The sequence below is a fragment of the Neisseria sp. HMSC061B04 genome (genome assembly GCF_001836705.1).
Lineage (GTDB): Bacteria > Pseudomonadota > Gammaproteobacteria > Burkholderiales > Neisseriaceae > Neisseria.
Genome location: NZ_KV830170.1, coordinates 1 through 22,723, shown reverse-complemented (window position 1 = coordinate 22,723; position 22,723 = coordinate 1). Strand labels below are relative to the sequence as shown.

General features: G+C 48.7%; 16 protein-coding genes. 10 read left to right on the top strand and 6 right to left on the bottom strand.

Going from position 1 to position 22,723, the window contains the following annotated elements; all coding sequences use genetic code 11:
* Positions 1–78 precede the first annotated feature (78 nt).
* Positions 79–1,203, bottom strand: coding sequence for a 23S rRNA pseudouridine(1911/1915/1917) synthase RluD (gene rluD, locus HMPREF2661_RS00565; RefSeq protein ID WP_070822062.1), 1,125 nt, complete (start codon positions 1,201–1,203; stop codon positions 79–81).
* On the opposite strand from rluD, the gene HMPREF2661_RS00560 reads away from it, so the two are divergent.
* The 5 genes from HMPREF2661_RS00560 to pflA all read left to right on the top strand — a co-directional run bounded on the left by HMPREF2661_RS00560 (position 1,202) and on the right by pflA (position 8,359).
* Positions 1,202–2,005, top strand: a complete 804-nt coding sequence (locus HMPREF2661_RS00560; RefSeq protein ID WP_004519923.1) for an outer membrane protein assembly factor BamD — start codon at positions 1,202–1,204, stop codon at positions 2,003–2,005. The genes rluD and HMPREF2661_RS00560 overlap by 2 nt on opposite strands.
* A 320-nt stretch (positions 2,006–2,325) precedes the next feature.
* Positions 2,326–3,483, top strand: a complete 1,158-nt coding sequence (locus tag HMPREF2661_RS00555) for an ATP phosphoribosyltransferase regulatory subunit (protein WP_070822061.1) — start codon at positions 2,326–2,328, stop codon at positions 3,481–3,483.
* Positions 3,484–3,526: 43 nt separating this feature from the next.
* Positions 3,527–4,825, top strand: coding sequence for an adenylosuccinate synthase (locus tag HMPREF2661_RS00550; protein ID WP_049359756.1), 1,299 nt, complete (start codon positions 3,527–3,529; stop codon positions 4,823–4,825).
* 302 nt (positions 4,826–5,127) lie between these two features.
* Positions 5,128–7,413, top strand: a complete 2,286-nt coding sequence (pflB, locus tag HMPREF2661_RS00545; protein ID WP_049359758.1) for a formate C-acetyltransferase — start codon at positions 5,128–5,130, stop codon at positions 7,411–7,413.
* A gap of 139 nt (positions 7,414–7,552) precedes the next feature.
* A complete protein-coding gene (pflA, locus tag HMPREF2661_RS00540; RefSeq protein WP_049359759.1) occupies positions 7,553–8,359 on the top strand; it encodes a pyruvate formate lyase 1-activating protein in 807 nt (268 codons plus the stop codon).
* A 65-nt stretch (positions 8,360–8,424) separates the two neighbouring features.
* Here the strand turns inward: pflA and HMPREF2661_RS00535 are convergent, their stop codons facing one another.
* Positions 8,425–10,137: a proline--tRNA ligase gene (locus HMPREF2661_RS00535; protein ID WP_049359761.1), complete on the bottom strand. Its 1,713-nt coding sequence runs from the start codon at positions 10,135–10,137 to the stop codon at positions 8,425–8,427.
* Between the two features lie 496 nt (positions 10,138–10,633).
* Between HMPREF2661_RS00535 and fghA the strand changes: the two genes are divergently transcribed.
* Positions 10,634–11,482: an S-formylglutathione hydrolase gene (gene fghA / locus HMPREF2661_RS00530; protein ID WP_070822060.1), complete on the top strand. Its 849-nt coding sequence runs from the start codon at positions 10,634–10,636 to the stop codon at positions 11,480–11,482.
* A gap of 94 nt (positions 11,483–11,576) precedes the next feature.
* Here the strand turns inward: fghA and recA are convergent, their stop codons facing one another.
* The 3 genes from recA to HMPREF2661_RS00515 form a co-directional block, all read right to left on the bottom strand.
* Positions 11,577–12,623 carry a recombinase RecA gene (gene recA / locus HMPREF2661_RS00525; RefSeq protein ID WP_063075842.1) on the bottom strand — a complete coding sequence of 349 codons (1,047 nt, stop codon included), beginning with the start codon at positions 12,621–12,623 and terminating at the stop codon, positions 11,577–11,579.
* Positions 12,624–12,770: 147 nt separating this feature from the next.
* Positions 12,771–14,063 (bottom strand): 3-phosphoshikimate 1-carboxyvinyltransferase, encoded by a 1,293-nt coding sequence (aroA, locus tag HMPREF2661_RS00520; RefSeq protein WP_070822059.1) that lies wholly within the window; start codon positions 14,061–14,063, stop codon positions 12,771–12,773.
* Between the two features lie 145 nt (positions 14,064–14,208).
* Entirely contained in the window at positions 14,209–16,773 is a 2,565-nt protein-coding gene (locus HMPREF2661_RS00515; protein WP_070822058.1) for a glycoside hydrolase family 66 protein, read from the bottom strand.
* Positions 16,774–17,093: 320 nt separating this feature from the next.
* Here HMPREF2661_RS00515 and cysG point away from each other — a divergent pair, with 320 nt between their 5' ends.
* Positions 17,094–18,491 carry a siroheme synthase CysG gene (cysG, locus tag HMPREF2661_RS00510; RefSeq protein WP_049322202.1) on the top strand — a complete coding sequence of 466 codons (1,398 nt, stop codon included), beginning with the start codon at positions 17,094–17,096 and terminating at the stop codon, positions 18,489–18,491.
* A 52-nt stretch (positions 18,492–18,543) separates the two neighbouring features.
* On the opposite strand, the gene HMPREF2661_RS00505 is transcribed toward cysG, so the two are convergent.
* Positions 18,544–19,149 carry a CoA pyrophosphatase gene (locus tag HMPREF2661_RS00505; RefSeq protein ID WP_070822057.1) on the bottom strand — a complete coding sequence of 202 codons (606 nt, stop codon included), beginning with the start codon at positions 19,147–19,149 and terminating at the stop codon, positions 18,544–18,546.
* Between the two features lie 175 nt (positions 19,150–19,324).
* Here HMPREF2661_RS00505 and HMPREF2661_RS00500 point away from each other — a divergent pair, with 175 nt between their 5' ends.
* The 3 genes from HMPREF2661_RS00500 to ispE are packed head-to-tail and all read left to right on the top strand — an operon-like array spanning position 19,325 to position 22,685.
* The gene (locus HMPREF2661_RS00500; RefSeq protein WP_049322205.1) at positions 19,325–21,187 is read left to right on the top strand and encodes a tetratricopeptide repeat protein; all 1,863 of its coding nucleotides are present in this window, start codon (positions 19,325–19,327) and stop codon (positions 21,185–21,187) included.
* Between the two features lie 56 nt (positions 21,188–21,243).
* On the top strand, positions 21,244–21,828 hold the full coding sequence (gene lolB, locus HMPREF2661_RS00495; RefSeq protein ID WP_070822056.1) for a lipoprotein insertase outer membrane protein LolB: 585 nt from the start codon (positions 21,244–21,246) through the stop codon (positions 21,826–21,828).
* An 8-nt stretch (positions 21,829–21,836) separates the two neighbouring features.
* Positions 21,837–22,685, top strand: coding sequence for a 4-(cytidine 5'-diphospho)-2-C-methyl-D-erythritol kinase (ispE, locus tag HMPREF2661_RS00490; protein ID WP_049322212.1), 849 nt, complete (start codon positions 21,837–21,839; stop codon positions 22,683–22,685).
* Positions 22,686–22,723: the final 38 nt, after the last annotated feature.

Sequence of the window (22,723 nt, the reverse complement as noted above, 5' to 3'; positions counted from 1 at the left end):
CTTTGAATCGCTGAAATATTGGAACGGATTGATTTCAGACGGCCTCAAATAATATTTTAGGCCGTCTGAAAAATGGGTTTAATCCCTTACGTAAACGACTTCGACATCGTAGTCGTCTTCATTCCAATCGTCGTCATCGTCCGTACCGAATTTCTCCTGCCATTCTTCCTCATTACTTAAAGACGAATCCAAACCGGCTTCCAAACGCAGGACGGAAAGCAGGTGGTACATATCGTCAGGTATAGGTGCTTCAAAAGAAACGGTTTCGCCGGTTTTCGGATGCACAAAGCTCAAGCGGTAGGCATGCAGGGCTTGGCGCGCGCCGAGGGCTTTGACGGCTTCTTTAACCGCGTCGCTGCACGGGTGGCGCAGGTTGCCGTAAACAGGGTCGGCGGCCAGCGGATGGTTGGCTTCGCGCATATGGACGCGGATTTGGTGCGTGCGGCCGGTTTCGAGCGAGCATTCGATGTAGCTGTGTGCCAGATAACGTTCCAACACTTTGACGTGGGTGATGGCAGGTTTGCCGCCGAATTTGACGACTGCCATTTTCAGGCGGTTGTGCGGATCGCGGCCGATTTGGGTTTCGATTTTGCCGTCAAAAGGAACGATGCCGTTGGCGATTGCGCGGTAAATGCGTTTGACTGTGCGCTCTTGAAGCTGTTGAACCAGTGAGTTTTGCGCCGGCAGAGTCTTGGCGACCACCATCAGGCCGCTGGTTTCTTTGTCGAGCCTGTGGACGATACCCGCACGCGGCACTTGGCTTAATTCAGGACAGTGCGCCAGCAGGCCGTTGAGCAGGGTGCCGCTCCAGTTTCCTGCGGCAGGGTGGACGACCAATCCGGCCGGTTTGTTGATGACGATGACGGTATCGTCTTCATAAATGATGTCCAAATCCATCGGTTCGGGCGTGAACGCGAGGTTTTCTTCGCTCGGACGTACCGTAACGGCAATCAATTCACCGCCTATCATTTTATCTTTGGGTTGAGCGGGCTTATCGTTTACAATGACGGCACCCTCTTTAATCCACGAACTCAGGCGGCTGCGCGAGTAGTCGGGCATGAGTTTGGCCAATACGGCATCCAGCCTTCCGCCCGCCATTTCGAGCGGAACGGTCAAATTAACACAACTTTCTGTTTCGGGGGATGACGGAAAGTCTAAATCATCGCTATAATCGGCTTCGTTATCAAAGGAAGTATTCTGCATGAAAAAAATTCTTTTAGTAGTTTCTTTAGGTTTGGCACTGAGTGCCTGCGCAAATAAAGGCACAATCGATAAAGACGCCCAAATTACTCAAGATTGGAGTGTGGAAAAGCTTTATGCCGAAGCGCAAGACGAGTTGAACAGCAACAATTATACGCGAGCTGTCAAGTTATACGAAATTTTAGAATCCCGTTTTCCAAACGGCCGCTATGCACAGCAGTCCCAGTTGGATACGGCGTATGCCTATTATAAAGACGATGAGCCGGAAAAAGCCTTGGCTGCCATTGCGCGCTTCCAACGCCATCATCCGCAACATCCGAATATGGACTACGCGCTGTACTTGAAAGGCTTGGTCCTGTTTAACGAAGACCAGTCTTTCTTGAACAAGCTGGCTTCCCAAGACTGGTCCGACCGCGACCCGAAAGCTAACCGCGATGCTTACCAGGCGTTTGCCGAGCTGGTGCAACGTTATCCAAACAGTAAATACGCAGCCGATGCAACCGAACGCATGGCCAAGCTGGTGGACGCTTTGGGCGGTAACGAAATGTCTGTGGCGCGTTATTACATGAAACGCGGTGCTTATGTCGCAGCGGCCAACCGTGCGCAAAAAATCGTCAGCCGTTACCAAAATACCCGTTATGTCGAAGAAGCTTTGGCGATGATGGAATTGGCGTACAAAAAACTGGACAAGCCGCAACTAGCAGCCGATACGCGCCGCGTTTTGGAAACCAACTTCCCGCAAAGCCCGTTCTTGCAACACGAATGGCGATCTGACGATATGCCTTGGTGGCGTTACTGGCGTTAAGCGTCGGGTTGTTCAGGCATGAATAAGGCCGTCTGAAAATGATGCATTTATGCATTTGGTTTTCAGACGGCCTTTGTTTTTAATGTTTTTTACGTTTCCTGCAAACAGGGTGCAAAATTTGTTTTAATATGGTAAAGTCTGATTTTAATAACTCGACGGTTTGAAGCCGTCACTCAGGGGCTGTTTAAATTTAAAATCAGTTTTGTTGAAGCCGCATCGGATGTGCCGTCGATGCATTCAGGAAAATTTCAGTCGTCAGGCTGATTTGGTTTTAAATTTAAGCAGCCCTTTGTGTTTACAAAAAACAGAGGTAGATTCTCATGAAGTCTTGGCAGCTTCCTGAACACGTCGCCGACGTATTGCCGACCAATGCGCGACAATTGGAAAGCGCCCGTGAGCGGCTGTTGGCTTTGTTCCGCGTGCATGGTTACGAATTGGTGCAGCCGCCGTTGATGGAATACAGCCATTCCTTATTGACGCATATCGATGCCGGTTTGTCTTTGAAAACCATTTTGGTCGTCGATCAGCTCAGCGGCCGCCAGCTCGGTATCCGAGCGGATATTACGCCGCAGGTGGCGCGCATTGATGCCCACTTGCTTTCCGCCAATCAAGGCATCAACCGTTTGTGCTATGCCGGCTCGGTGCTTCATGCGCGGCCTGACGGATTGCTTAATATGCGCGAGCCTTTGCAGGCCGGTGCGGAAATGTACGGCTTGGAAGGTATTGAAGCGGACATCGAATTGATTGATTTGATGCTGAAAAGCATGAAAATCGCCGATATGGGCGAAGTTTTGCTTTCATTAGGCCATATCGGCGTATTCCGTGCTTTAGCAAATGCCGCTCATTTGGACGAGCAACAATCGGCAACCCTGTTGTCATTGATGCAGGACAAAGATGCCGAGGCTGTCAGCCAGTTGGTTAAAGAGTGGAAACTTGACGGTATGTGGGCAAAAGCGTTTTCACTGTTGCCCCGACTGTACGGCGGTCGCGAAGTGCTGACTTTGGCCCGTGAGAAATTACCGGAATTATCCGCAGTCAGTGCGGCGCTGGATGAATTGCAGGCCGTATGCGATGCGTTCCCCAATCAAAAAGTGCATATCGATTTATCGGAATTGCGCGTTGACAATTACCATACCGGTTTGCTTTACGCAGCCTATGGTTCAAATCTTTATGATGCCGTGGCACGCGGCGGCCGTTATGACGGATTGGGCGGATACTTCGGACGCGCGCGCCCTGCTGCCGGATTCAGTTTTGATTTGCGCAGCTTTATCGGCCGCCTTCCTGCTATCGGACGGGAGTCTGTGGTGGCGGTTGATGTCAAAGACATGCCTGCGGCTCAAGAAGCGGTAGATGCTTTGCGCGAACAAGGACAATGTGTCGTTATCGATTACGGTATCGGCTACAACGGTTCGGAAGAGGTTACAGGCCGTCTGAAACAGGTAGACGGCGTTTGGAAAGTAATCGCTTTGAACGATTGAGTTTTATTTTGAAATTTTGTATCTGAAATAAGGTTAGATAGCTATGGCTAAAAATGTTGTCGTAATCGGTGCCCAATGGGGTGATGAAGGCAAAGGTAAGATTGTTGACTGGCTGGCAGAAGAAACCAGCGGTGTTGTACGTTTCCAAGGCGGCCACAATGCCGGCCATACTTTGGTCGTCGGCGGCAAAAAAACCATTTTGCGCCTGATTCCAAGCGGCATTTTGCATGAGACTTTGGACTGCTTCATCGGCTCAGGCGTCGTGGTTTCTCCTGAGGCATTGTTGGGTGAAATCGACGAATTGAACGCCGCCGGTGTGAAAAACGTTGAAGGCCGTCTGAAAATTGCGCCGACCTGTCCATTGATTCTGCCTTACCACATTGCGCTTGACCAAGCACGCGAAGCTTCCCGCGGTAAAAGCAAGATTGGTACAACCGGCCGCGGCATCGGCCCGGCTTATGAAGATAAAGTTGCCCGTCGTGCGATTCGCGTAGTGGACTTGTTGCACCCTGAAAAACTGGTTGAAAAACTGGAAGCTGTTTTGGCTTATTACAATGTCCAGCTGCAACACCTGCACCATGCCGAGCCGGTAAAACTTGAAGACGTGATGGCGGTGATTGAAAAAGTTGCGCCGCGCATTACGCCGATGATTACCGATGTTTCCCGTGTTTTGAACGAGAAAAACCGCAAAGGCGAAAGCCTGTTGTTTGAAGGCGCACAAGGTACGTTGCTGGACATCGACTACGGTACTTATCCGTTTGTAACTTCGTCCAACTGCTTAGCCGGTGCCGCTTCTGCCGGTGCAGGCGTAGGCCCGCAAATGCTGGATTACGTTTTGGGTATCGTTAAAGCCTATACCACCCGCGTGGGTTCCGGCCCATTCCCGACTGAATTGTTTGACGAAGTAGGCGCAGGTTTGGCTGAGCGCGGTCATGAGTTCGGCTCCGTAACCGGTCGTGCGCGTCGTTGCGGTTGGTTTGACGCGGCTGCTCTAAAACGCTCTATTCAAGTTAACGGCATTTCCGGCATGTGCATTACCAAGCTGGATGTCATGGACGGTGTTGAGAACATCAATATCTGCGTAGGCTATGAATTGCCTGATGGCAGCAAAACCGACATTCTGCCTTGCGGCTCTGACGCGGTGGAAACCTGCAAACCGATTTACGAAACCATGCCGGGTTGGAGCGAGTCGACTTTCGGCGTGAAAGAGTACGATAAGCTGCCTGAAAACGCTAAAGCTTACCTGAAACGTATTGAAGAAGTTTGCGGCGCGCCTGTGGCCATTGTTTCAACCGGTCCTGACCGTGAAGAAACCATCGTTTTGCACCATCCGTTTGCTTAATTGATGAAGTGAATAAAGGCCGTCTGAATTTTTCAGACGGCCTTTATATATGCAATGCAATAAAAATCAGCCCTGAAGAACACCTGTTTTCAGGGATGAATTTTGTATTCTACGCCGATTTGAAGTACGAATGTTTGGAAAATGAGATGTAGTGCCAAGTAACAATTATTCTCATTGACGTAAATCAAGAAAAACCAAATCTGTAATTTTATTTCACAAAAACCCCTGTAAATAAATGGGTATTGATGTTATCCTTTCAGAAAATTTACAGTCTATATTTTCAATAAAATTAGGAGCTTGATATGTCAAATGATGTTCAGCAACGTCCTGCCGCTTGGGAAGGTTTTGTCGGTGGTAACTGGGAAACCAACGTAGATGTCCGCGATTTTATTCAAAAAAACTACACGCCATATGAGGGCGATGCTTCATTCTTAGCACCTGCAACCGAAGCCACAACCAAGCTGTGGGCGGAAGTGATGGAAGGCATCAAGGTTGAAAACCGTACACACGAGCCGTATAAAATCGATGCGCAAATTGTCTCTGGCATTACCAGCCATGCTCCAGGCTATATCGACAAAGATTTGGAAACCATCGTCGGCCTGCAAACTGACGAGCCTTTGAAACGCTCGATCATGCCGTTTGGCGGTTTGAAAATGGTGCAAGACGCGTGCAAAGTATACAACGTTGAGTTGAATCCCGAAGTCAGCGAAATTTTCACCAAATACCGCAAAACTCACAACCAAGGCGTGTTTGATGTTTATACGCCCGACATCCGCCGTTGCCGCAAATCCGGTGTGATCACCGGCCTGCCGGATGCTTATGGCCGCGGCCGTATTATCGGCGACTACCGTCGTGTGGCATTGTACGGTATCGACTTCTTGATGAAAGACAAACTCAACCAGTTCAACTCACTGCAAGCCGATTTGGAAAACGGTGTGGACTTGGAAGAGGTCATCCGCCGTCGCGAAGAAATCAACGAACAATACAAAGCCTTGGGTCAAATGAAAGAAATGGCGGCTTCTTACGGCTACGACATTTCCGGTCCTGCAAAAAATGCACAAGAAGCCATCCAATGGACTTACTTCGCCTACCTTGCCGCCGTTAAATCTCAAAACGGCGCAGCGATGTCCTTCGGTCGCGTGTCTTCGTTCTTGGATATTTACATCGAACGCGACCTGAAAAACGGCGTAATTACCGAAACCCAAGCGCAAGAATTTATCGACCACTTGGTGATGAAACTGCGTATGGTCCGTTTCCTGCGTACGCCCGAATACGACCAACTCTTCTCCGGCGACCCGATTTGGGCAACCGAATCCATCGGCGGTATGGGCTTGGACGGCCGTACCTTGGTAACCCGCACCAACTTCCGCGTGCTGCATACCCTGTACAACATGGGTCCGTCTCCTGAGCCAAACATCACTGTATTGTGGTCAGAACAACTGCCGCAAGGCTTTAAAGAATTCTGCGCCAAAGTATCCATCGATACTTCGTCCATCCAATATGAAAACGACGATTTGATGCGTCCTGACTTTAACAGCGACGACTACGCCATTGCCTGCTGCGTCAGCCCGATGGTGGTCGGCAAACAAATGCAGTTCTTCGGCGCACGCGCCAACTTGGCAAAAACCCTGCTGTACGCAATCAACGGCGGCGTGGACGAGAAATCTAAAGAGCAGGTTGGCCCGAAAACCGAGCCGATTATGGACGAAGTTTTGGACTACGACACTGTCTTTGAGCGCATGGACAAATTCATGGATTGGTTGGCAACCCAATACGTTACCGCGCTGAACATTATTCACTACATGCACGACAAATACAGCTACGAAGCCGCGTTGATGGCGTTGCACGACCGTGACGTGAAACGTACGATGGCATGCGGTATCGCCGGTTTGTCTGTAGCCGCCGACTCATTGTCCGCCATCAAATACGCCAAAGTGAAACCGATTCGTGATGAAAACGGTATTGCCGTTGACTTCGAAATCGAAGGCGAATATCCGCAATTCGGTAACAACGACGACCGCGTTGACGATATCGCCTGCGACTTGGTGGAACGGTTTATGAAAAAAGTGGCCACCCACAAAACTTACCGCAACGCCACTCCAACTCAGTCTGTGTTGACCATTACTTCCAACGTTGTTTACGGTAAGAAAACCGGTAATACTCCGGACGGCCGCCGCGCAGGCGCTCCGTTTGGTCCGGGTGCAAACCCAATGCACGGTCGTGACGTCAATGGTGCAGTCGCTTCATTGACTTCCGTAGCCAAACTGCCATTTGAGTTTGCCAAAGACGGTATTTCCTATACCTTCTCCATTATTCCTGGCGCATTGGGTAAAGACGAGCATTCTCGCGAACGCAACCTTGCCGGTCTGATGGACGGTTATTTCCACCATGAAGACGGTATTTTGGAAGGCGGTCAACACTTGAACGTCAACGTATTGAATCGCGAGACTTTGGAAGATGCGATGCATCATCCGGAGAAATATCCGCAGTTGACCATTCGTGTGTCTGGTTATGCGGTTCGTTTCAACTCGTTGACCCGCGAACAACAGCTTGACGTGATTACCCGTACGTTCACAGAAACCATGTAATCCGGGTGGAGAAACAAACCAGAAGCTAAATTTGCATTTGGTTTGTTTTGAAACAAAGCTCCGAGGCCGTCTGAAATGTTCAGACGGCCTTTATTATCGTACAATCCATGTAAGCAAAAACATTTTTGAGCCGAACACTATGTCCACGACTTTTGCCATTACCCCCGAGCCGGAACTGAAAGACCTTGGCCACCGTCACTATAACGGCAAAGGCATTGTTCATTCGATTGAATCTTGCGGCGCTGTCGATGGTCCGGGTTTACGCTATGTCCTCTTTCTGCAAGGTTGCCTGATGCGTTGCCTTTATTGCCATAATCGCGATACTTGGGATTTGCATACCGAGCAGGCGCAGGAATTGGACGTGGCAACCGTGATGAAGCAGGTTATGACTTATCGTCATTATTTGCGTGCGACAGGCGGAGGCGTAACGGCAACCGGCGGCGAGCCGTTATTGCAATATGAGTTTGTACGCGACTGGTTTACGGCCTGTCGGGAACACGATATTCATACCTGTCTCGACAGCAATGGCTATGCTTTGCACTATGATTCGATTTTGGATGATTTGCTTGATCATACCAATTTGGTCATGCTCGACTTGAAACAAATCGATCCTGAAATTCATAAAGTGCTCGTCGGTATTCCCAATACCAAAACGTTGAAATTCGCACGCTATCTTGCCGAACGCAATCAGCCGACGCGGGTGCGTTATGTGGTTGTTCCCGGTTATACCGATGATGAGCGGTCAGCGCATTTATTGGGCGAGTTTATCGGTGATATGGATAATGTCGAAATGGTCGAGCTTTTACCGTATCACGAATTGGGCGCACACAAATGGGCTTTGTGTGGCGACGAATACAAATTAAAAGGCGTACATCCGCCGCCTAAAGAAACTATTTTGAAAATCAAAGAAATATTAGAGAGCTACGGAAAAAATATTATTTATTAAAACAGAAAAAGGCCGTCTGAAACGAGATAATCAGTTTCAGACGGCCTTTTTATCATTGAAAAAACTTAATCGTTCAATGCGACCAAAACCTTGGCAACAACTTCTGATACTGCAATGGCTTGAGCCTGATTGTCACGGCGCTCGGCATATTCGACATTGCCTTCTTTTAAGGCACGATCGCCGATGACGATGCGGTGAGGAATACCCAGCAGCTCGGAGTCATTCAGCAATACGCCTGCACGTTCGTCGCGGTCATCCAGCAATACATCCGCGCCTGCGGCCAGAAGCTCGGCATAGATTTTGTCGGCGGCTTCGCGTACAGCTTCTGATTTTTTGTAGTTCATCGGCACGATCACAACTTCAAACGGCGCCATCGCTTTGGTCCAAACAATGCCTTTTTCATCGTTGTTTTGTTCGATGGCGGCGGCCACAACGCGGGTAATACCGATACCGTAGCAGCCCATTTCCATGATTTGGGATTTGCCGTTATTGTCCAAGAAGCTGACATTCATGGCTTGAGTATATTTGTCGCGTAATTGGAAAACGTGGCCGACTTCAATACCGCGCGCCAGTTTCAGACGGCCTTGTTCGTCGGGGCTGATGTCGCCTTCGATGACATTGCGCAAATCGACAAATTCAGGCTCGGCAGCATTGCGGCCGAAGTTGAAGCCGGTATAGTGGTAGTCGTCTTCGTTCGCGCCGATAACCCAGTCTGCGCCTTTTTCGGTGGCGAAATCGGCATAGACTTTACCTTCGAAGTCGACAGGGCCGAGAGAGCCGCCGTTTGCGCCGAACTGTTCAACAATCGCGGCAGGGCTGGCCATGGTCAGTGGCGATTTCACGCCGGCCAGTTTTTCCGCCTTAATATCGTTAAATTCATGGTCGCCGCGTAACAGCAGCAGGACGAGTTCGCCTTCGTTTTCGCCTTCAACCACGATTGATTTGAGGGTTTGTTCAACCGGAATATTGAGGAATTCAACCAAAGACTCAATGGTTTTGACGTTTGGTGTATGTACTTTGGTCAACTCAGCTTGAGCAGCGGCGCGTTCGCCTTTAAGCGGCAAAGTCGGTGCCAGCTCGATATTGGCGGCGTAATCGGAAGTATCGCTATATGCAATAACGTCTTCGCCGCTTTCAGCCAATACTTGGAATTCGTGAGAGCCGGTACCGCCGATGCTGCCGGTATCCGCAGCAACAGGACGAAATTCCAAACCCAAACGGGTGAAGATACGGCAGTAAGCGTCGTACATATCTTGATAGGTCGTCTGAAGCGAGGCATAGTCGGCATGGAAGGAATAAGCGTCTTTCATGACGAACTCGCGCGCACGCATCACACCGAAGCGCGGACGCACTTCATCGCGGAATTTGGTTTGGATGTGGTAAAAGTTTTTCGGCAGTTGTTTGTAGCTGTTGACTTCTTTGCGCACGATGTCGGCAATGACTTCTTCGCAAGTCGGACCCATACAGAAATCACGGTCATGACGGTCTTTTAGGCGCAGCAGTTCTTTACCGTAAAACTCCCAGCGGCCGGATTCCTGCCATAGTTCGGCAGGTTGTACCACCGGCATCAGCAGCTCCACGCTACCCGCGCGGGCCATTTCTTCGCGCACGATATTTTCAACTTTGCGCAATACGCGCAGACCCATCGGCATCCAAGTATAAAGACCGGACGCGTTGGCTTTGATCAAGCCGGCACGAATCATCAGCTTGTGGCTGGCAAGTGCGGCTTCGGCTGGGGCTTCTTTCAGGGTGGAAATGAAGAACTGGGAGGCTTTCATGGCGTATTTTTCTTTCTTAAAAATAAGTGCGTATTGTAACGCAAAATGTATGGCCGCGTGTCTTTTGAATGGCATCTGATGAAATAGGCCGTTGTTTTACGCAGCTTTTGATTCGGGGCGATTTTTAGGGATGTCAACCCTAATTTATGCACAAAGCCGCATAACCTTGTTTTACCTATAAATTTTCACTGTATGATTATAGTAAAATCTTATAAATATAACTATTTGATTTTATTATATTTTATTTGATTAAATTTTAGTCAATTTAAGACTTGGTTTGTTCCTAAAGAAAATTTTACGATTACCCAAAGCTTATCAACAGATTTATCCACAGAGATTGTGTATAGATTTTAAATGCTGTCGGCGTAATGATTTCGCATGATTGTCAAGCCTTGTTTAAAGCAGATTGGGTTGCCTTAAAAAGATGGGGCAACAACACGATGGGCAGGTTTTGCGCTAACATTCTGCTTATTGTTGTTTCCTTACAAGGGATAAAATGAAAAATTCAGAATTGCATTTGCTGGAACGCAGAAAGATGTTTAACGGGCATCAGGAACGGTACCGCCATTTTTCTCAAACCTGCCGGACGGATATGGTATTTGATGTCTATCTGCCGCCACAAGTCTTAAAAGGTTATCCCGCGCCTGTTTTATATTTTCTTTCCGGCTTAAATAGTGATGGTTCTGAATTGGTTCAGCGAAGCGGAATCCAACGTTTTGCGGCGCAATGGAATATTATCGTGGTTTTTCCGGATACCTCGCCACGCGGTCAGCATGTTGCCGACAGTAAGGAACATTATCTTGGACAGGGTGCCGGATTTTATGTTAACGCAACTAAAGCACCTTGGGCGCAGCATTACCAAATGGAAAGCTATATCAGCCAAGAATTACCTGATTTGATCGAGCATAATTTTCCGGTAACGAAAGAGCGCAGCATTGCAGGTTTCAGCATGGGCGGGCATGGCGCGCTGCAGTTGGCTTTGAAGCATCCCGGTCGATATGCTGCGGTTTCCGCTTTTGCGCCTTTATGTCATCCTATCGATACGGAAGGTGGCAGGCAGGCATTTTCAGCTTATTTTGGTGAAAACGTGGAAACATGGAAACGCTATGACAGTACAGAACTACTTCAGACGGTCTCGCATAAATTGCCTGTTTTGATTGATGTCGGCAGTGAAGATGCTTTGTATCCTGACGTCCTGCAACCGGAAGGGTTTGTCCGCTCCACACGCGAAAAAGGTTTCAATATCCAATATAAAGTACGTCCGGGCTATGGGCATGACTATTTCTTTATTGCCAGCTTTATCGATTCGCATATTGAGTTTCACGCCCAAGCATTGGGGCTTTAAGCAGTATTGAATAAAAGGCCGTCTGAAATCCGATTAATGGTCGGATTTCAGACGGCCTTTATTTGGTCTTTTTAACCTTTAATTTCAAACAGACTTATTCCTCAGGACGTTCGCCGTCGGTATCGTCCAATTTGCCTTCGGTGATATCCATATTGATACCGACCGCTGCACGGATTTTGGCATCGATTTCGTTGGCAATATCAGGATTTTCTTTCAGCCAAACGCGGACGTTGTCTTTACCTTGGCCGATTTTTGCGCCGTTGTAGCTGTACCATGCACCGGATTTTTCAACGATGTCGTGTTTGACGCCCAAGTCGATCAATTCGCCTTCCCAGCTGATGCCTTCGCCGTAAAGAATATCGAATTCGGCTTGACGGAACGGAGGCGCAACTTTGTTTTTGATGACTTTGACTTTGGTTTCGTTACCAATAACGTCATCGCCTTTTTTAATCTGACCGGTACGGCGGATGTCGAGGCGGACGGAGGCGTAGAATTTGAGCGCGTTACCGCCGGTTGTGGTTTCAGGGCTGCCGAACATCACGCCGATTTTCATACGGATTTGGTTAATGAAAACAACCAATGTATTGGTGCGTTTGATGTGGCCGGTCAGTTTGCGCAGGGCTTGGCTCATCAGGCGGGCTTGCAGGCCGACATGGCTGTCGCCCATTTCGCCTTCGATCTCGGCTTTAGGTACAAGTGCGGCTACGGAGTCGACAACGACCATATCGATACCGCCTGAGCGCACCAATGTATCGCAGATTTCCAATGCCTGCTCGCCGGTATCCGGTTGGGAGAGATAGAGTTCTTCGACTTTTACGCCGAGTTTTCGGGCGTAAATCGGGTCAAAAGCATGCTCGGCATCGATGAATGCGCAGATGCCGCCATTTTTTTGGCATTGGGCAATGGCTTCGAGACAGAGTGTGGTTTTACCGGAGGATTCCGGGCCGAAAATTTCAACCACGCGGCCGCGGGGCAGACCGCCGACGCCGAGTGCCAAGTCCACGCCGAGGGAGCCGGTGGAAATAACATCAAGGTTTTCTTCCTGTTGGCTGCCGTCCATTTTCATGATGGAGCCTTTGCCGAAGTTTTTTTCGATTTGGGCAAGGGCGGCGGCTAAGGCTTTGCTTTTTTCGTCTGACATGTTTTCTCTCCGAAAGGAAATATGAATTGCTAAGAATTTATTTAGCTATTATCGCATAAATTAAGAAAAAGTATAGTTTTATTTTTATTTTTCAGACGGCCTGTGTTTTTTGTATGCAACAGGCCGTCTGAAACGTTGAATAATCAATTAATTGGTCAATGATGCAAAAACTTGGAAATAGTCGGGGAAAGTTTTATGCGTACATTTTGGGTCGTTGATGATGACGGGGACGCCCAAAAGCGAAACCAGCGAGAAACACATGGCCATGCGGTGGTCGTCGTAAGTATCGATGACGGCATCGGGGGTAAGTGTTTCGGGCGGCGTAATATGGATGGCTTCGGCTTCTTCAACGACTTCTGCACCCAGTTTGCGCAGTTCGGTTGCCATGGCGGCGATGCGGTCGGTTTCTTTGACGCGCCATGAGCCGATATTACGCAGGGTGCAGGGCTGTTTGGTGGCCAGTGCGACGATGGCCAGAGTCATGGCCGCATCAGGGATATGGTTGGCATCCAAATCAAAAGCCTGAATCTTGCGCTCGGCAGGGCGGGAAATTTCAACAAAATTTTCGCCCCAAATCACATCTGCACCGATTTTCTCCAGTTCACGCGCAAAGGCAACGTCGCCTTGAATGCTGTGTGCGCCGATACCGGTTACGCGGATGGGTGTACCCGCAATCAGACCTGCACCCAAGAAATAAGACGCGCTGGAGGCATCACCTTCTACATATAAATGTTCGGGCGCATGATATTTGGCACCGGCCGGGATTTTAAATACACGGTAGTCTTCATTGATGATGTCCACACCAAACTGCACCATCAGCTTGAGCGTGATGTCGATATAAGGTTTGGAAATCAACTCGCCTATCATGTGAATTTCAAATGCTTGTCCGGTCAAGGGCAAAGCCATCAGCAGGGCGGTCAGGAATTGGCTGGAGACATTGCCTTTAATCGGAATAACGCGCTCGCCGTTGTCTTGGCGTTTGCCGATCTGAAGCGGCGGATAGTTTTCATTGCCCAGATATTGTACGTCCGCACCGGCAATGCGCAACGCATCCACCAAATCGCCGATGGGACGTTCGTGCATACGCGGCACGCCATGCAGATGATAGTCGCCACCCAAAACGGCAAGCGCGGCAGTCAAGGGGCGGAATGCCGTACCGGCATTGCCTAAAAACAAATCGGCGGATTGATTGGGAAAATGGCCGCCGGTGCCATGAACTTTCAGACGGCCTTCAGGTAAAGATTCAATTTGCACGCCGAGTCTGTCGAGTGCTTCAAGCATTCGGTCGGTATCGTCGGATTTGAGCAAAGAATGGATTTCGTAAACGTTGTCGGAGAGTGCCGCCAAGAGCAGCGTGCGGTTGCTGATGCTTTTGGATCCGGGCAGGGCAACGGTGGAGGGCTTGAGTGTGGAAGCGGGCAGGCGGATGGATTCGGTCATGGCTAGACTAAGCTCGTTTGAGTTGTAAATTAGACCGATATTATACGCAGGCAAAGGCCGTCTGAAAAATGGAAGTGGCGTTGCAGGCAAGAAAAGCCGGACTCTTTTTGAAAGTCCGGCTTTGGGATGCTCGATATTTTAATGGTTAACCTAAAATATGCATTAACTGGTCAATGTTGAACGTACCTTCGTCAAAGCGGAATTCGCTGACTGAGGGGATTTTTTGACCTTGGGCGTCGGTATGGATGTCGGCATATTGGTGGTCGATGGTGATGAGGTCGTTGTGATTGTTTTCGCCACGAATGGTGATGTTCCAAGTCGTGCCGTCCTTTTCGTTGACGGTTTCGAGCGACAGATCCGAGAGGAAAATGCCAGCGCCGAATTGGATGGCGTTTGTGCCGTGATGGTCGAAAATGGTGTCATGGCCTTCGCCGCGATTGAATACATAGGTATCGTTACCGGCTTCGCCGTGCAATATATCGTCCCCTAAGCCGCCAAACAGTGTGTCGTTGCCAGCGCCTCCGTGAAGGATATCGTTACCTGCTTCGCCCAACATAGTATCGTTACCGGCGCCGCCATACAGCGTGTCGTTGTCTAAACCGCCGTTCAGATGGTCGTTTCCACCGCCTCCGTAGAGAATATCGCTGCCGGCATCGCCGTTGATGACGTCGTCGCCGGTGCCGCCGGACAATTTGTCATTGCCGCTGCCGCCGTGAATCTCATCATTGCCCCGGTTACCGTAGATGATGTCTTCGCTTTCAGTACCTTTGATATGGTCGTCGGCGTGGGTGCCGTTGAATGTGGTTTTGCCGTCGGCAAAGGTTTGGTTGACGCTTGCCTGTCCTAAATTGCTGACATAAAGCATATCCCAGACATCCAGGCTCGGTACGGTGACTTCCAGTGCCACCGGTTTGCCGTTTTCATAGATGACGGAAGATTCCAATGTGTGCATGGATATATCGTCTGAGTCGGGGGAAGCCAGTTGTACGATGGCTTGCTCGGCCTGTTCTGCGCTGATTTCCATATCAAACGGGATTCTGACTTTAGGGTTGTCGAGTTTCAGCGTGTGGTGGTTGGAGCTGTTCCAATTGGTGTCTTTGTCGAGGCCTGCGAGATTGATTAATTGGACAACTCGGCCGCCGTCTGCGGTGGCTTTGGTCCATGTATAAACTTTGCCTCCTTCGCCTGAGGTGGAAGTCATGTCGTAGCCGTCGGATGCTACGATGGAGGCATGATTGTCTTTGAGTTCAACCAAGCCTTCGCCGCGAAGCAGCTCCTCATAGGCGGTAATGAATTGTTGATAGTTAAATTCTGATTTGGCCAGGGTTTCGTTGGTTTTGAGCGTTTGAGCGGGATAGTATGGATCTTGCAAAATACCAAAACCATGTGCGTTTTTATCCGGGTGGTTGTTTAATGCGGCAACAGTCATGTGGTAGCCGCCACTCGCTGCGATAACGGCATCGACCAGCAATTCGTTGTCCGGATTGAGTTCGGAAGCATGATCTTCCGGGTGGGTATCTTTTTGAGTATAGGCAGCAATAATCGGGGAAACGTGATTGTAATCGTACAGACGGCCTACCAAGCGTTTAAGCTCGGCATAGTTGTGGTTTTCATAATGGGTATTTCCGGCTGTATCTTTAAAATCGCGCGGCCAGATTTCTGAGTAAGGAACATCCATGCCGGTGGTGGATAAGACATCGGCCCTGCCTGTGCTGATGTCGTTGATCATATAAGTTTGACCGTAATCGTGTAACTTTTCCGCAGCCACGGCTGACAAATCGTCATAACCGTCAGACATTCTGAAGTTTTCAGTCTTTTGGCCGTTTTGTATTTTGTAAACGAGGTTATCACCCATGGTATCGGCCTGCCAGCCGTCGAAGCCGCCTGTTTTCAGGGCTTTGATCATGGTGTTGACGATATAGTTTTGCCAGCTTTTGTCGGCAGGATCGACGAATTGTTGTACGGATGTTTTGGTTTCTGCACCGGCTTTGCCGAAGTTGGAATGCTCTTGGGCATTGTAGAGTTTGACATTATTTAAAATTTCTTTGATGGCCGGGTTATCGAGTTCGTCATTGGAGGCGGCGTTAAGCATATTGTAGAGCATGGCACTGCCGCCTTTTTCGTGAATTTTGTTTACGAGGTTTTTAATCAGCAGGGTATCGATTTGGGGAGGGTTGGGTTGGCCGTTGTTGACAGCCCAAGTCGCCCATTCTTGTTTGAAGCTGTTGACGTTTGGAAATGGATTGGAGGTTGTGTCGTACACATCATAGAAGAAATAATTGTTGATGTGCATTTGTGCCAGTTGCTCGATATTGTTTTGATAGCCTGCGAGCTGGTCATTGGTCATGGAGTTGTTTCGTTCTGCCGAATTATCGTTAGATCCCGCCACTACGCCATAGCGGGGAAAAATGGTCCAGTCGTCTTCGACAGACAATCCCAGTGTTTTGCTGGTGTGGTTGCCGGTGTTGTCAACGGTCTCTACTTTGACGACGTAGCCTGAATTGGGTGAAAAAATATCGGAAGAGAGTTTGACGGAGGTTGCGTCCAGATGATCCAATTTTTGGATTTCCGTCCCTAAATGGCTGACGGTAACAGAGGTGATTTTGTCTGTCTTATTGGAGATGTTCAGAATAACATCATCGCCGTTGGTATAGGCTGCCTTGTTAAAGAGAATAGTCGGTAAAGGGGCTGTTTTTGCTTCAGTTGTCATGCTGTATATTCGCTTCTAAATATTATATTTTGAAATTACCTTAACAAATTAATATCACTTAAGTTGTTGATATGGATAATTGTTAAGACTTTTTAGTAGACAGAGCGGAAAATAAGTTCCCCGTTTGATAGCAAATATCTAAAATAATTCGGCTTATGATTGAAATTCAAAAAAGGCCGTCTGAATGCTTTATTATTCGAAAGACGGTTTTTGCAGGCATATAACCAAACACCATAAGAAAATCAGAAACCATTCTTTCCTATTTTTTTAGACGGCCTTTAATATCGGCGGATAATCATTGATAAAGCAAGAACACGACCATGAGCCATTATCCTTTGTTTGCCGATTTGAAAAACCGCCCTGTTTTACTGGCAGGTGCGGGCAAGGTTGCCGAGCGCAAGGCGGAAAGCCTGTTGTCTGCCGGAGCGCGCGTGCGCGTTGTTGCGGAAACTTTAAATCCTCAGTTTCAGCAATGGGCGGATGAAGGGAAAATAGCTTGGTTGGGCGGCTTGTTTGAAGAAGCCATGCTGGACGAGGTGTATTTCGTTATTGCGGCGACGGATGACGGTATATTTAACCGCCGTGTTTTTGAAGCGGCGGAACAACGGGCGAAATTGTGCAATACGGTAGATACGGCGGACTTGTGTTCGTTTATCGTGCCTGCCGTGGTGGATAGGGGGCCGTTGAAAATAGCCATATCCAGCGGCGGTACTGCGCCTGTATTGGCGCGGAAATGGCGGCAGATTATCGAAACATTGATTCCGCTGCATACGGGTACGATGGCGCGTATTGCTGGCAAATGGCGCGAAAAGGTTAAGCAAACGCTGAATAATGTCGAACGACGCCGTTATTTTTGGGAAAAGTTGTTTGACAGCCGTTTCGGTATTTTTGCGGCTCAGAACAATATTGAGGCGGCGGAACGCGAATTGATTACGCAGTTGAACCGGGAAACGCCGTTTGGCGGCGAAGTGGTTTTGGTGGGCGCAGGGCCGGGCGATCCTGGCTTGCTGACCATACATGCTTTGCAGGCGATTCAGGCTGCGGATACCGTGTTTTACGATGCTTTGGTGTCGGATGAGATTTTGGCGATGGTGCGTAAAGATGCGGTGAAAATCAGCGTGGGCAAACGGGCCGGCGCACACCATGTCCAGCAGGAAGAAACCAACCGTCTATTGGTTGAACACGCTCAAAAAGGCGAGCGCGTGGTGAGGCTGAAAGGCGGCGATCCTTTTGTATTCGGGCGTGGTGGGGAGGAAGTGCAAACCCTGCATCAGGCCGGAATTGCCTACCGCATTGTGCCGGGCATTACTGCCGCGCTTGGTGCCACTGCTTATGCCGGTATTCCGTTAACCCATCGAGATTGCGCACAAAGTGCTTTATTTGTGACCGGCCACAGCAAACACGAGGGCAATCAGCCTGATTGGCAGACTTTGGCTTTAAGCCGCCAAACGTTGGTAATCTATATGGGGACGCTTAAGGCGACCGAGATTGCGGAAAAACTGATGGCTTATGGCAGACAGCCTTCTACGCCTGTCGCTGTAATTTCCAATGGGACTTTACCGAATCAGACCGTGCGGACAGGCCGTCTGAAAGATTTGGGCTTGCTGGCTGCCGAAGCGGAGCGTCCGGCTTTAATGGTGATTGGCGAAGTGGTCGCTCTGCGCAATGAGATGAAATGGTTCGGAGAAGGTATCGAATATTTCGAAGAAGCCGCGTAAAGAGAATGGATTAAATCAGGCCGTCTGAATATTGGTTTCAGACGGCCTTGCCTTATTTAAAAGCTTGGCAATATTGCTGATAACGTTCTGCCAGTCCGTATAGAATGAGTGCGGTCAGCCCCCAGATGTCGTAGTGTTGGAAAGGCAGGGCGGGGAGGGCGAGGGTTTGATTGTTGTGATGAAGTTGGCGGAATGTGTAGTTTTGCAGGTTTAAGGCGAAGTCCAAAGGCAGATAAAAAATTTCTGCTACTTCGTCGGGATTTGCTTTTGGGTTGACGGGCTGGGTGCAAATTGCCGGAACAGGCGTAACACGGTAGCCGGAAGGCGTGTCATAAAAGGGTAGCGGCGCAAAAGTCTGCCATGCGGCAATCGGAATGGCGGTTTCTTCATAAGCTTCTCTTAACGCCGTTGCCGTTAGGCTGTCGTCTTGGGCATCTTTGCGGCCGCCGGCAAAGGCGATTTGCCCGGTGTGCTGCCTTAAGGTTTCGGCCCTTTTGGTCAGTAAGATTTGCCACGTTCCTTCATGCAAGACAATGCCGACCAAAACGGCTGCTTCTTTGACCGTGTGGGCGGTAACTAATTGATTACGCTCTGCTTGCATACGGCTGCTGAAGCGTGAAGCTTGAGTGAGGAAATGGATAAGGTGGTCGGTATTCATCTTTGATGCTGATGGTTTTATGCAGATGAGGATTACACAAGGTTTACGGTTGCTGTGTCAACAAAATAGGGTGCGTGTGTTACAGTTATGTCTGAATGATAAATAAAGCTTTGCGTCTGTTCTGCAAGTGCTTAGGCCGTCTGAAAATGTCGGCAGGTTCTCAAAAAGGATAGTTATGTTGTTTTCCCCATCCCGTATTCGAGTAGCAGCTGCGGCTGTCATGATGTTGTTTGCTACACAAACTTTTGCCGCGCCCGGCGATTCAAAGGCTGTTTTTGAATCGGCTAAGATTATCAAAAAGAAAAGCCGCGCCGACCGTTTTTCTCCTGAAGAGCGCGAACAGGAACGGATACGTCTGTTGGGTATACAAAACCGCACCTCGCAGGTTTTTACTTTGTTAAATTCAGAACTGGCCTTGCAAAAGGGCGATGCGGCTTCTGCGCTGTTTACTTATATTTTGACTTTGCATCGCACCAAATCTCCCGAAGTGGCCGAACGCGCTCTGGAGATGGCGGTTTCTTTAAACGCATTTGAACAGGCTGAAGCCATTTATCAAAAATGGCGCGAAATCGAGCCGGAGCCTGGTGAAACACAAAAGCGCATGACTTGGTTGCGCAATTTGCTGCTGGGCAAAGCCGATAAGAATTTGAGCGGATTGGACAAGGTGATTGCCGGCGGTAGTGAAGACGAGCAAAAGCGCGTGTTCCTGCTTTTGGCACAAACCGCAGCCCAACAGCCGAATCTGACCAGCGATGCGGTCAAACAGGTGCATAAAACGGCCTTGAATTATCAAGACTTCCCTGAAGCAGCGATTGCGGATGCAATTTTTAGTGCAAAAGACGGTCAAAAGAAACATGCTATTGCCGCATTGCAGCGATTGGCCAAGTTGGACAATGAAATTTTGCCGCCGACTTTTGTTACCCTGCGTCTGATGGCGCAACGGCATCCTGATATTCTGGACGGCTTCTTCAAAGAGACAGACACCAAAACCTTATCTCCGATTTGGCAGGAGTTGGACATTGCCAATTTGATCGCCCATGGCCAAAATGATAAGGCTTTTAAGCGGTTGCAGACTTTGTTGGAAGAAAATCCCAACCCTGATTTGTATATTCAGGCCGCCTTATTGTCAGCGAGCAAGACGGAAAATATTTCTGCGGTAAACAGTTATCTGGAAAAGGCTTATAAAGTCGGTACGGAAGAGCAGCGCAGCCGTGCAGCGTTGATTGGTGCGGTTTCTTATAATGATGTTGAAGAATTGGCCAAAGCCAAACAATGGCTGGATAAGGTAACGGCTACGGCTTATACATTTGATAAAACCATTTTGGCCGCTTCTATCGAAGCCAAACAGGGCAACCATAAAGAGGCTTGGGCTTTGGTGCAACGTGCACAAAAAATGCCCGAGCAAAGAGGACGTTATTTTGAAGCTAAGGATTTGTTGAGTACGGCTTTGTTCGTATTGTCTAAAAATACCAATCTTCAAGAATCGTTGAACGCTTTGAACAGCTTGGTAAATTCCACCGAAAAATCCTTGAAAACCCAAGCTTCTCCCGAGCTGCTTGCCAATGTGTTGTATCAGCGTTCGATGGTTTATGAAAAGCTGAATCAGCCAGGCAAGGCGATTGCCGATTTGCGCCGTGTGGTAGAGCTGTATCCGGATAATCCGCACGGTTGGAATGCTTTGGGCTATACCTTGCTGTCCAACGGCAAGGATTTGGAAGAAGCGTTTAAAATGGTTCAGACGGCCTATCAAATGGAGCCGGAAAGCGCAGCCATTAATGATAGTGTAGGCTGGGCTTATTATCTTAAAGGCGATGCCCAAATGGCTTTGCCGTATATCCAATATGCCTACGAAAAAGAACCTGAAGCCGAAGTTGCCGCGCATTTGGGCGAAGTCCTATGGACGCTTGGCGACCAAGACAAGGCCAAAGAAATCTGGAATGACGGTTTGAAACGCGGAAGCAATCTCCGAGTATTAAAAGAGACAATGTCCAAATTCGGTATAATATCTGGCAAACCACATATTCAAAAACACAAATAAAACCCAAAGGCCGTCTGAAAAGCGTTTGATTTCAGACGGCCTATGAAGGAATATCCATGGATTTAAAACAATTATCATCGGTTGCAGCCTTATTGCTTTTAGCTGCCTGTGCGCAGCCAAACTTACCTCAGCAAAACAGTTGGCAAGCGGCCGAGCAGGTGCAGGATTTTAGCGCAGACGGTCGCTTGGCTGTCAAAGTGGAAGGCAAAGGCTCTTATGCCAATTTTGACTGGACTTATCAGAACGCGGTTCAAACCATTGATGTCAATACACCGTTGGGCAATACCGTAGGCCAACTGTGTCAAGACAGCGAAGGCGTATTGGCAGTAGACAGTAAGGGTAAAGTTTATCAGGCGGAAACGGCTGAAGAATTGAGCAGACAGCTTTTGGGTTTTGCTTTGCCGGTTCAATATCTGCATATTTGGGCAGATGGCAAACGCGTTGCCAATGCGCCATATAAAATCCTGTCTGACGGCCGTCTGGAGCAGTTTGACTGGACAATATCGCGCACATTAAATAGTTCGGGACAGCCCAAAACGCTACAACTTGAAAATGCCAAGTTTAATATCCGCTTGGTGTTCGACACGGTAAACCACTCTTTGGATAAAAATGGACAAACCCGATGCGCAGCACGCAAATAGAGGATAACATGTCTGTTTCAGCGGAAATCCAAGCCTTTCCTGCACCGGCCAAATTAAATTTAGATTTGAGGATTACCGGCCGCAGGAGCGATGGTTATCATAATTTGGAAAGTATTTTCTGTTTGATCGGCTTATACGATACCGTTCATCTGAAAATGCGTACCGATAGGCAGATTATTCTGCATACGCCGGTTGAAGGACTTGAGCCTGAGCAAGACTTGACTTATCGGGCGGCTAAATTATTACTGCCTCATGCAAGCGTGCCGCACGGCATTGAAATTTGGTTGGATAAAGTGATTCCGACCGGCGGAGGCTTAGGCGGCGGCAGCTCCGATGCAGCCACGGTCTTAATGGTTTTAAACCAATGGTGGCAATGCGGCTTGAGCAGGCAGCAACTCATTGATTTAGGCGTAAGTCTTGGTGCGGATGTTCCTTTTTTTATTTTTGGCAGAAGTGCTTTTGCCAAAGGCGTGGGCGAGAAGCTGGCTGAAATAGATGTCCCTAAACAATGGTATGTTATCGTTAAGCCCCCCGTCCATGTGGCAACCGCTAAAATTTTTGCACATGAAGGCTTGACACGGGATACTAAACCCAGCATAATGCCGACTTTCCAATCGTTACAGCCGTTTCAAAATGATATGCAGGCGGTTGTATTTCAGGAATATCCTGAAGTTTGGAAGGCTTATGTTGAGTTATCCCAATATGGTCATGCATTAATGACCGGCTCCGGGGCTTGTTTGTTTATAGCAAGTGAATCTCATCAAGAAGCAAATACAATTTACCAACAGGTTTCTCAATCATATGAAGCTTATTGTGTGGAAGGATTAGATATTCATCCGCTGTTTCATATGATTTAGTAAGTTGGGGAGTCGTCAAGCGGTTAAGACACTGGATT

Bases quoted from the DNA above. Each gene is read 5' to 3' on its own strand.
- HMPREF2661_RS00560 (WP_004519923.1), top strand. From the start codon at position 1,202: ATGAAAAAAATTCTTTTAGTAGTTTCTTTAGGTTTGGCACTGAGTGCC.
- rluD (WP_070822062.1), bottom strand. From the start codon at position 1,203: ATGCAGAATACTTCCTTTGATAACGAAGCCGATTATAGCGATGATTTA.
- HMPREF2661_RS00555 (WP_070822061.1), top strand. From the start codon at position 2,326: ATGAAGTCTTGGCAGCTTCCTGAACACGTCGCCGACGTATTGCCGACC.
- HMPREF2661_RS00550 (WP_049359756.1), top strand. From the start codon at position 3,527: ATGGCTAAAAATGTTGTCGTAATCGGTGCCCAATGGGGTGATGAAGGC.
- pflB (WP_049359758.1), top strand. From the start codon at position 5,128: ATGTCAAATGATGTTCAGCAACGTCCTGCCGCTTGGGAAGGTTTTGTC.
- pflA (WP_049359759.1), top strand. From the start codon at position 7,553: ATGTCCACGACTTTTGCCATTACCCCCGAGCCGGAACTGAAAGACCTT.
- HMPREF2661_RS00535 (WP_049359761.1), bottom strand. From the start codon at position 10,137: ATGAAAGCCTCCCAGTTCTTCATTTCCACCCTGAAAGAAGCCCCAGCC.
- fghA (WP_070822060.1), top strand. From the start codon at position 10,634: ATGAAAAATTCAGAATTGCATTTGCTGGAACGCAGAAAGATGTTTAAC.
- recA (WP_063075842.1), bottom strand. From the start codon at position 12,623: ATGTCAGACGAAAAAAGCAAAGCCTTAGCCGCCGCCCTTGCCCAAATC.
- aroA (WP_070822059.1), bottom strand. From the start codon at position 14,063: ATGACCGAATCCATCCGCCTGCCCGCTTCCACACTCAAGCCCTCCACC.
- HMPREF2661_RS00515 (WP_070822058.1), bottom strand. From the start codon at position 16,773: ATGACAACTGAAGCAAAAACAGCCCCTTTACCGACTATTCTCTTTAAC.
- cysG (WP_049322202.1), top strand. From the start codon at position 17,094: ATGAGCCATTATCCTTTGTTTGCCGATTTGAAAAACCGCCCTGTTTTA.
- HMPREF2661_RS00505 (WP_070822057.1), bottom strand. From the start codon at position 19,149: ATGAATACCGACCACCTTATCCATTTCCTCACTCAAGCTTCACGCTTC.
- HMPREF2661_RS00500 (WP_049322205.1), top strand. From the start codon at position 19,325: ATGTTGTTTTCCCCATCCCGTATTCGAGTAGCAGCTGCGGCTGTCATG.
- lolB (WP_070822056.1), top strand. From the start codon at position 21,244: ATGGATTTAAAACAATTATCATCGGTTGCAGCCTTATTGCTTTTAGCT.
- ispE (WP_049322212.1), top strand. From the start codon at position 21,837: ATGTCTGTTTCAGCGGAAATCCAAGCCTTTCCTGCACCGGCCAAATTA.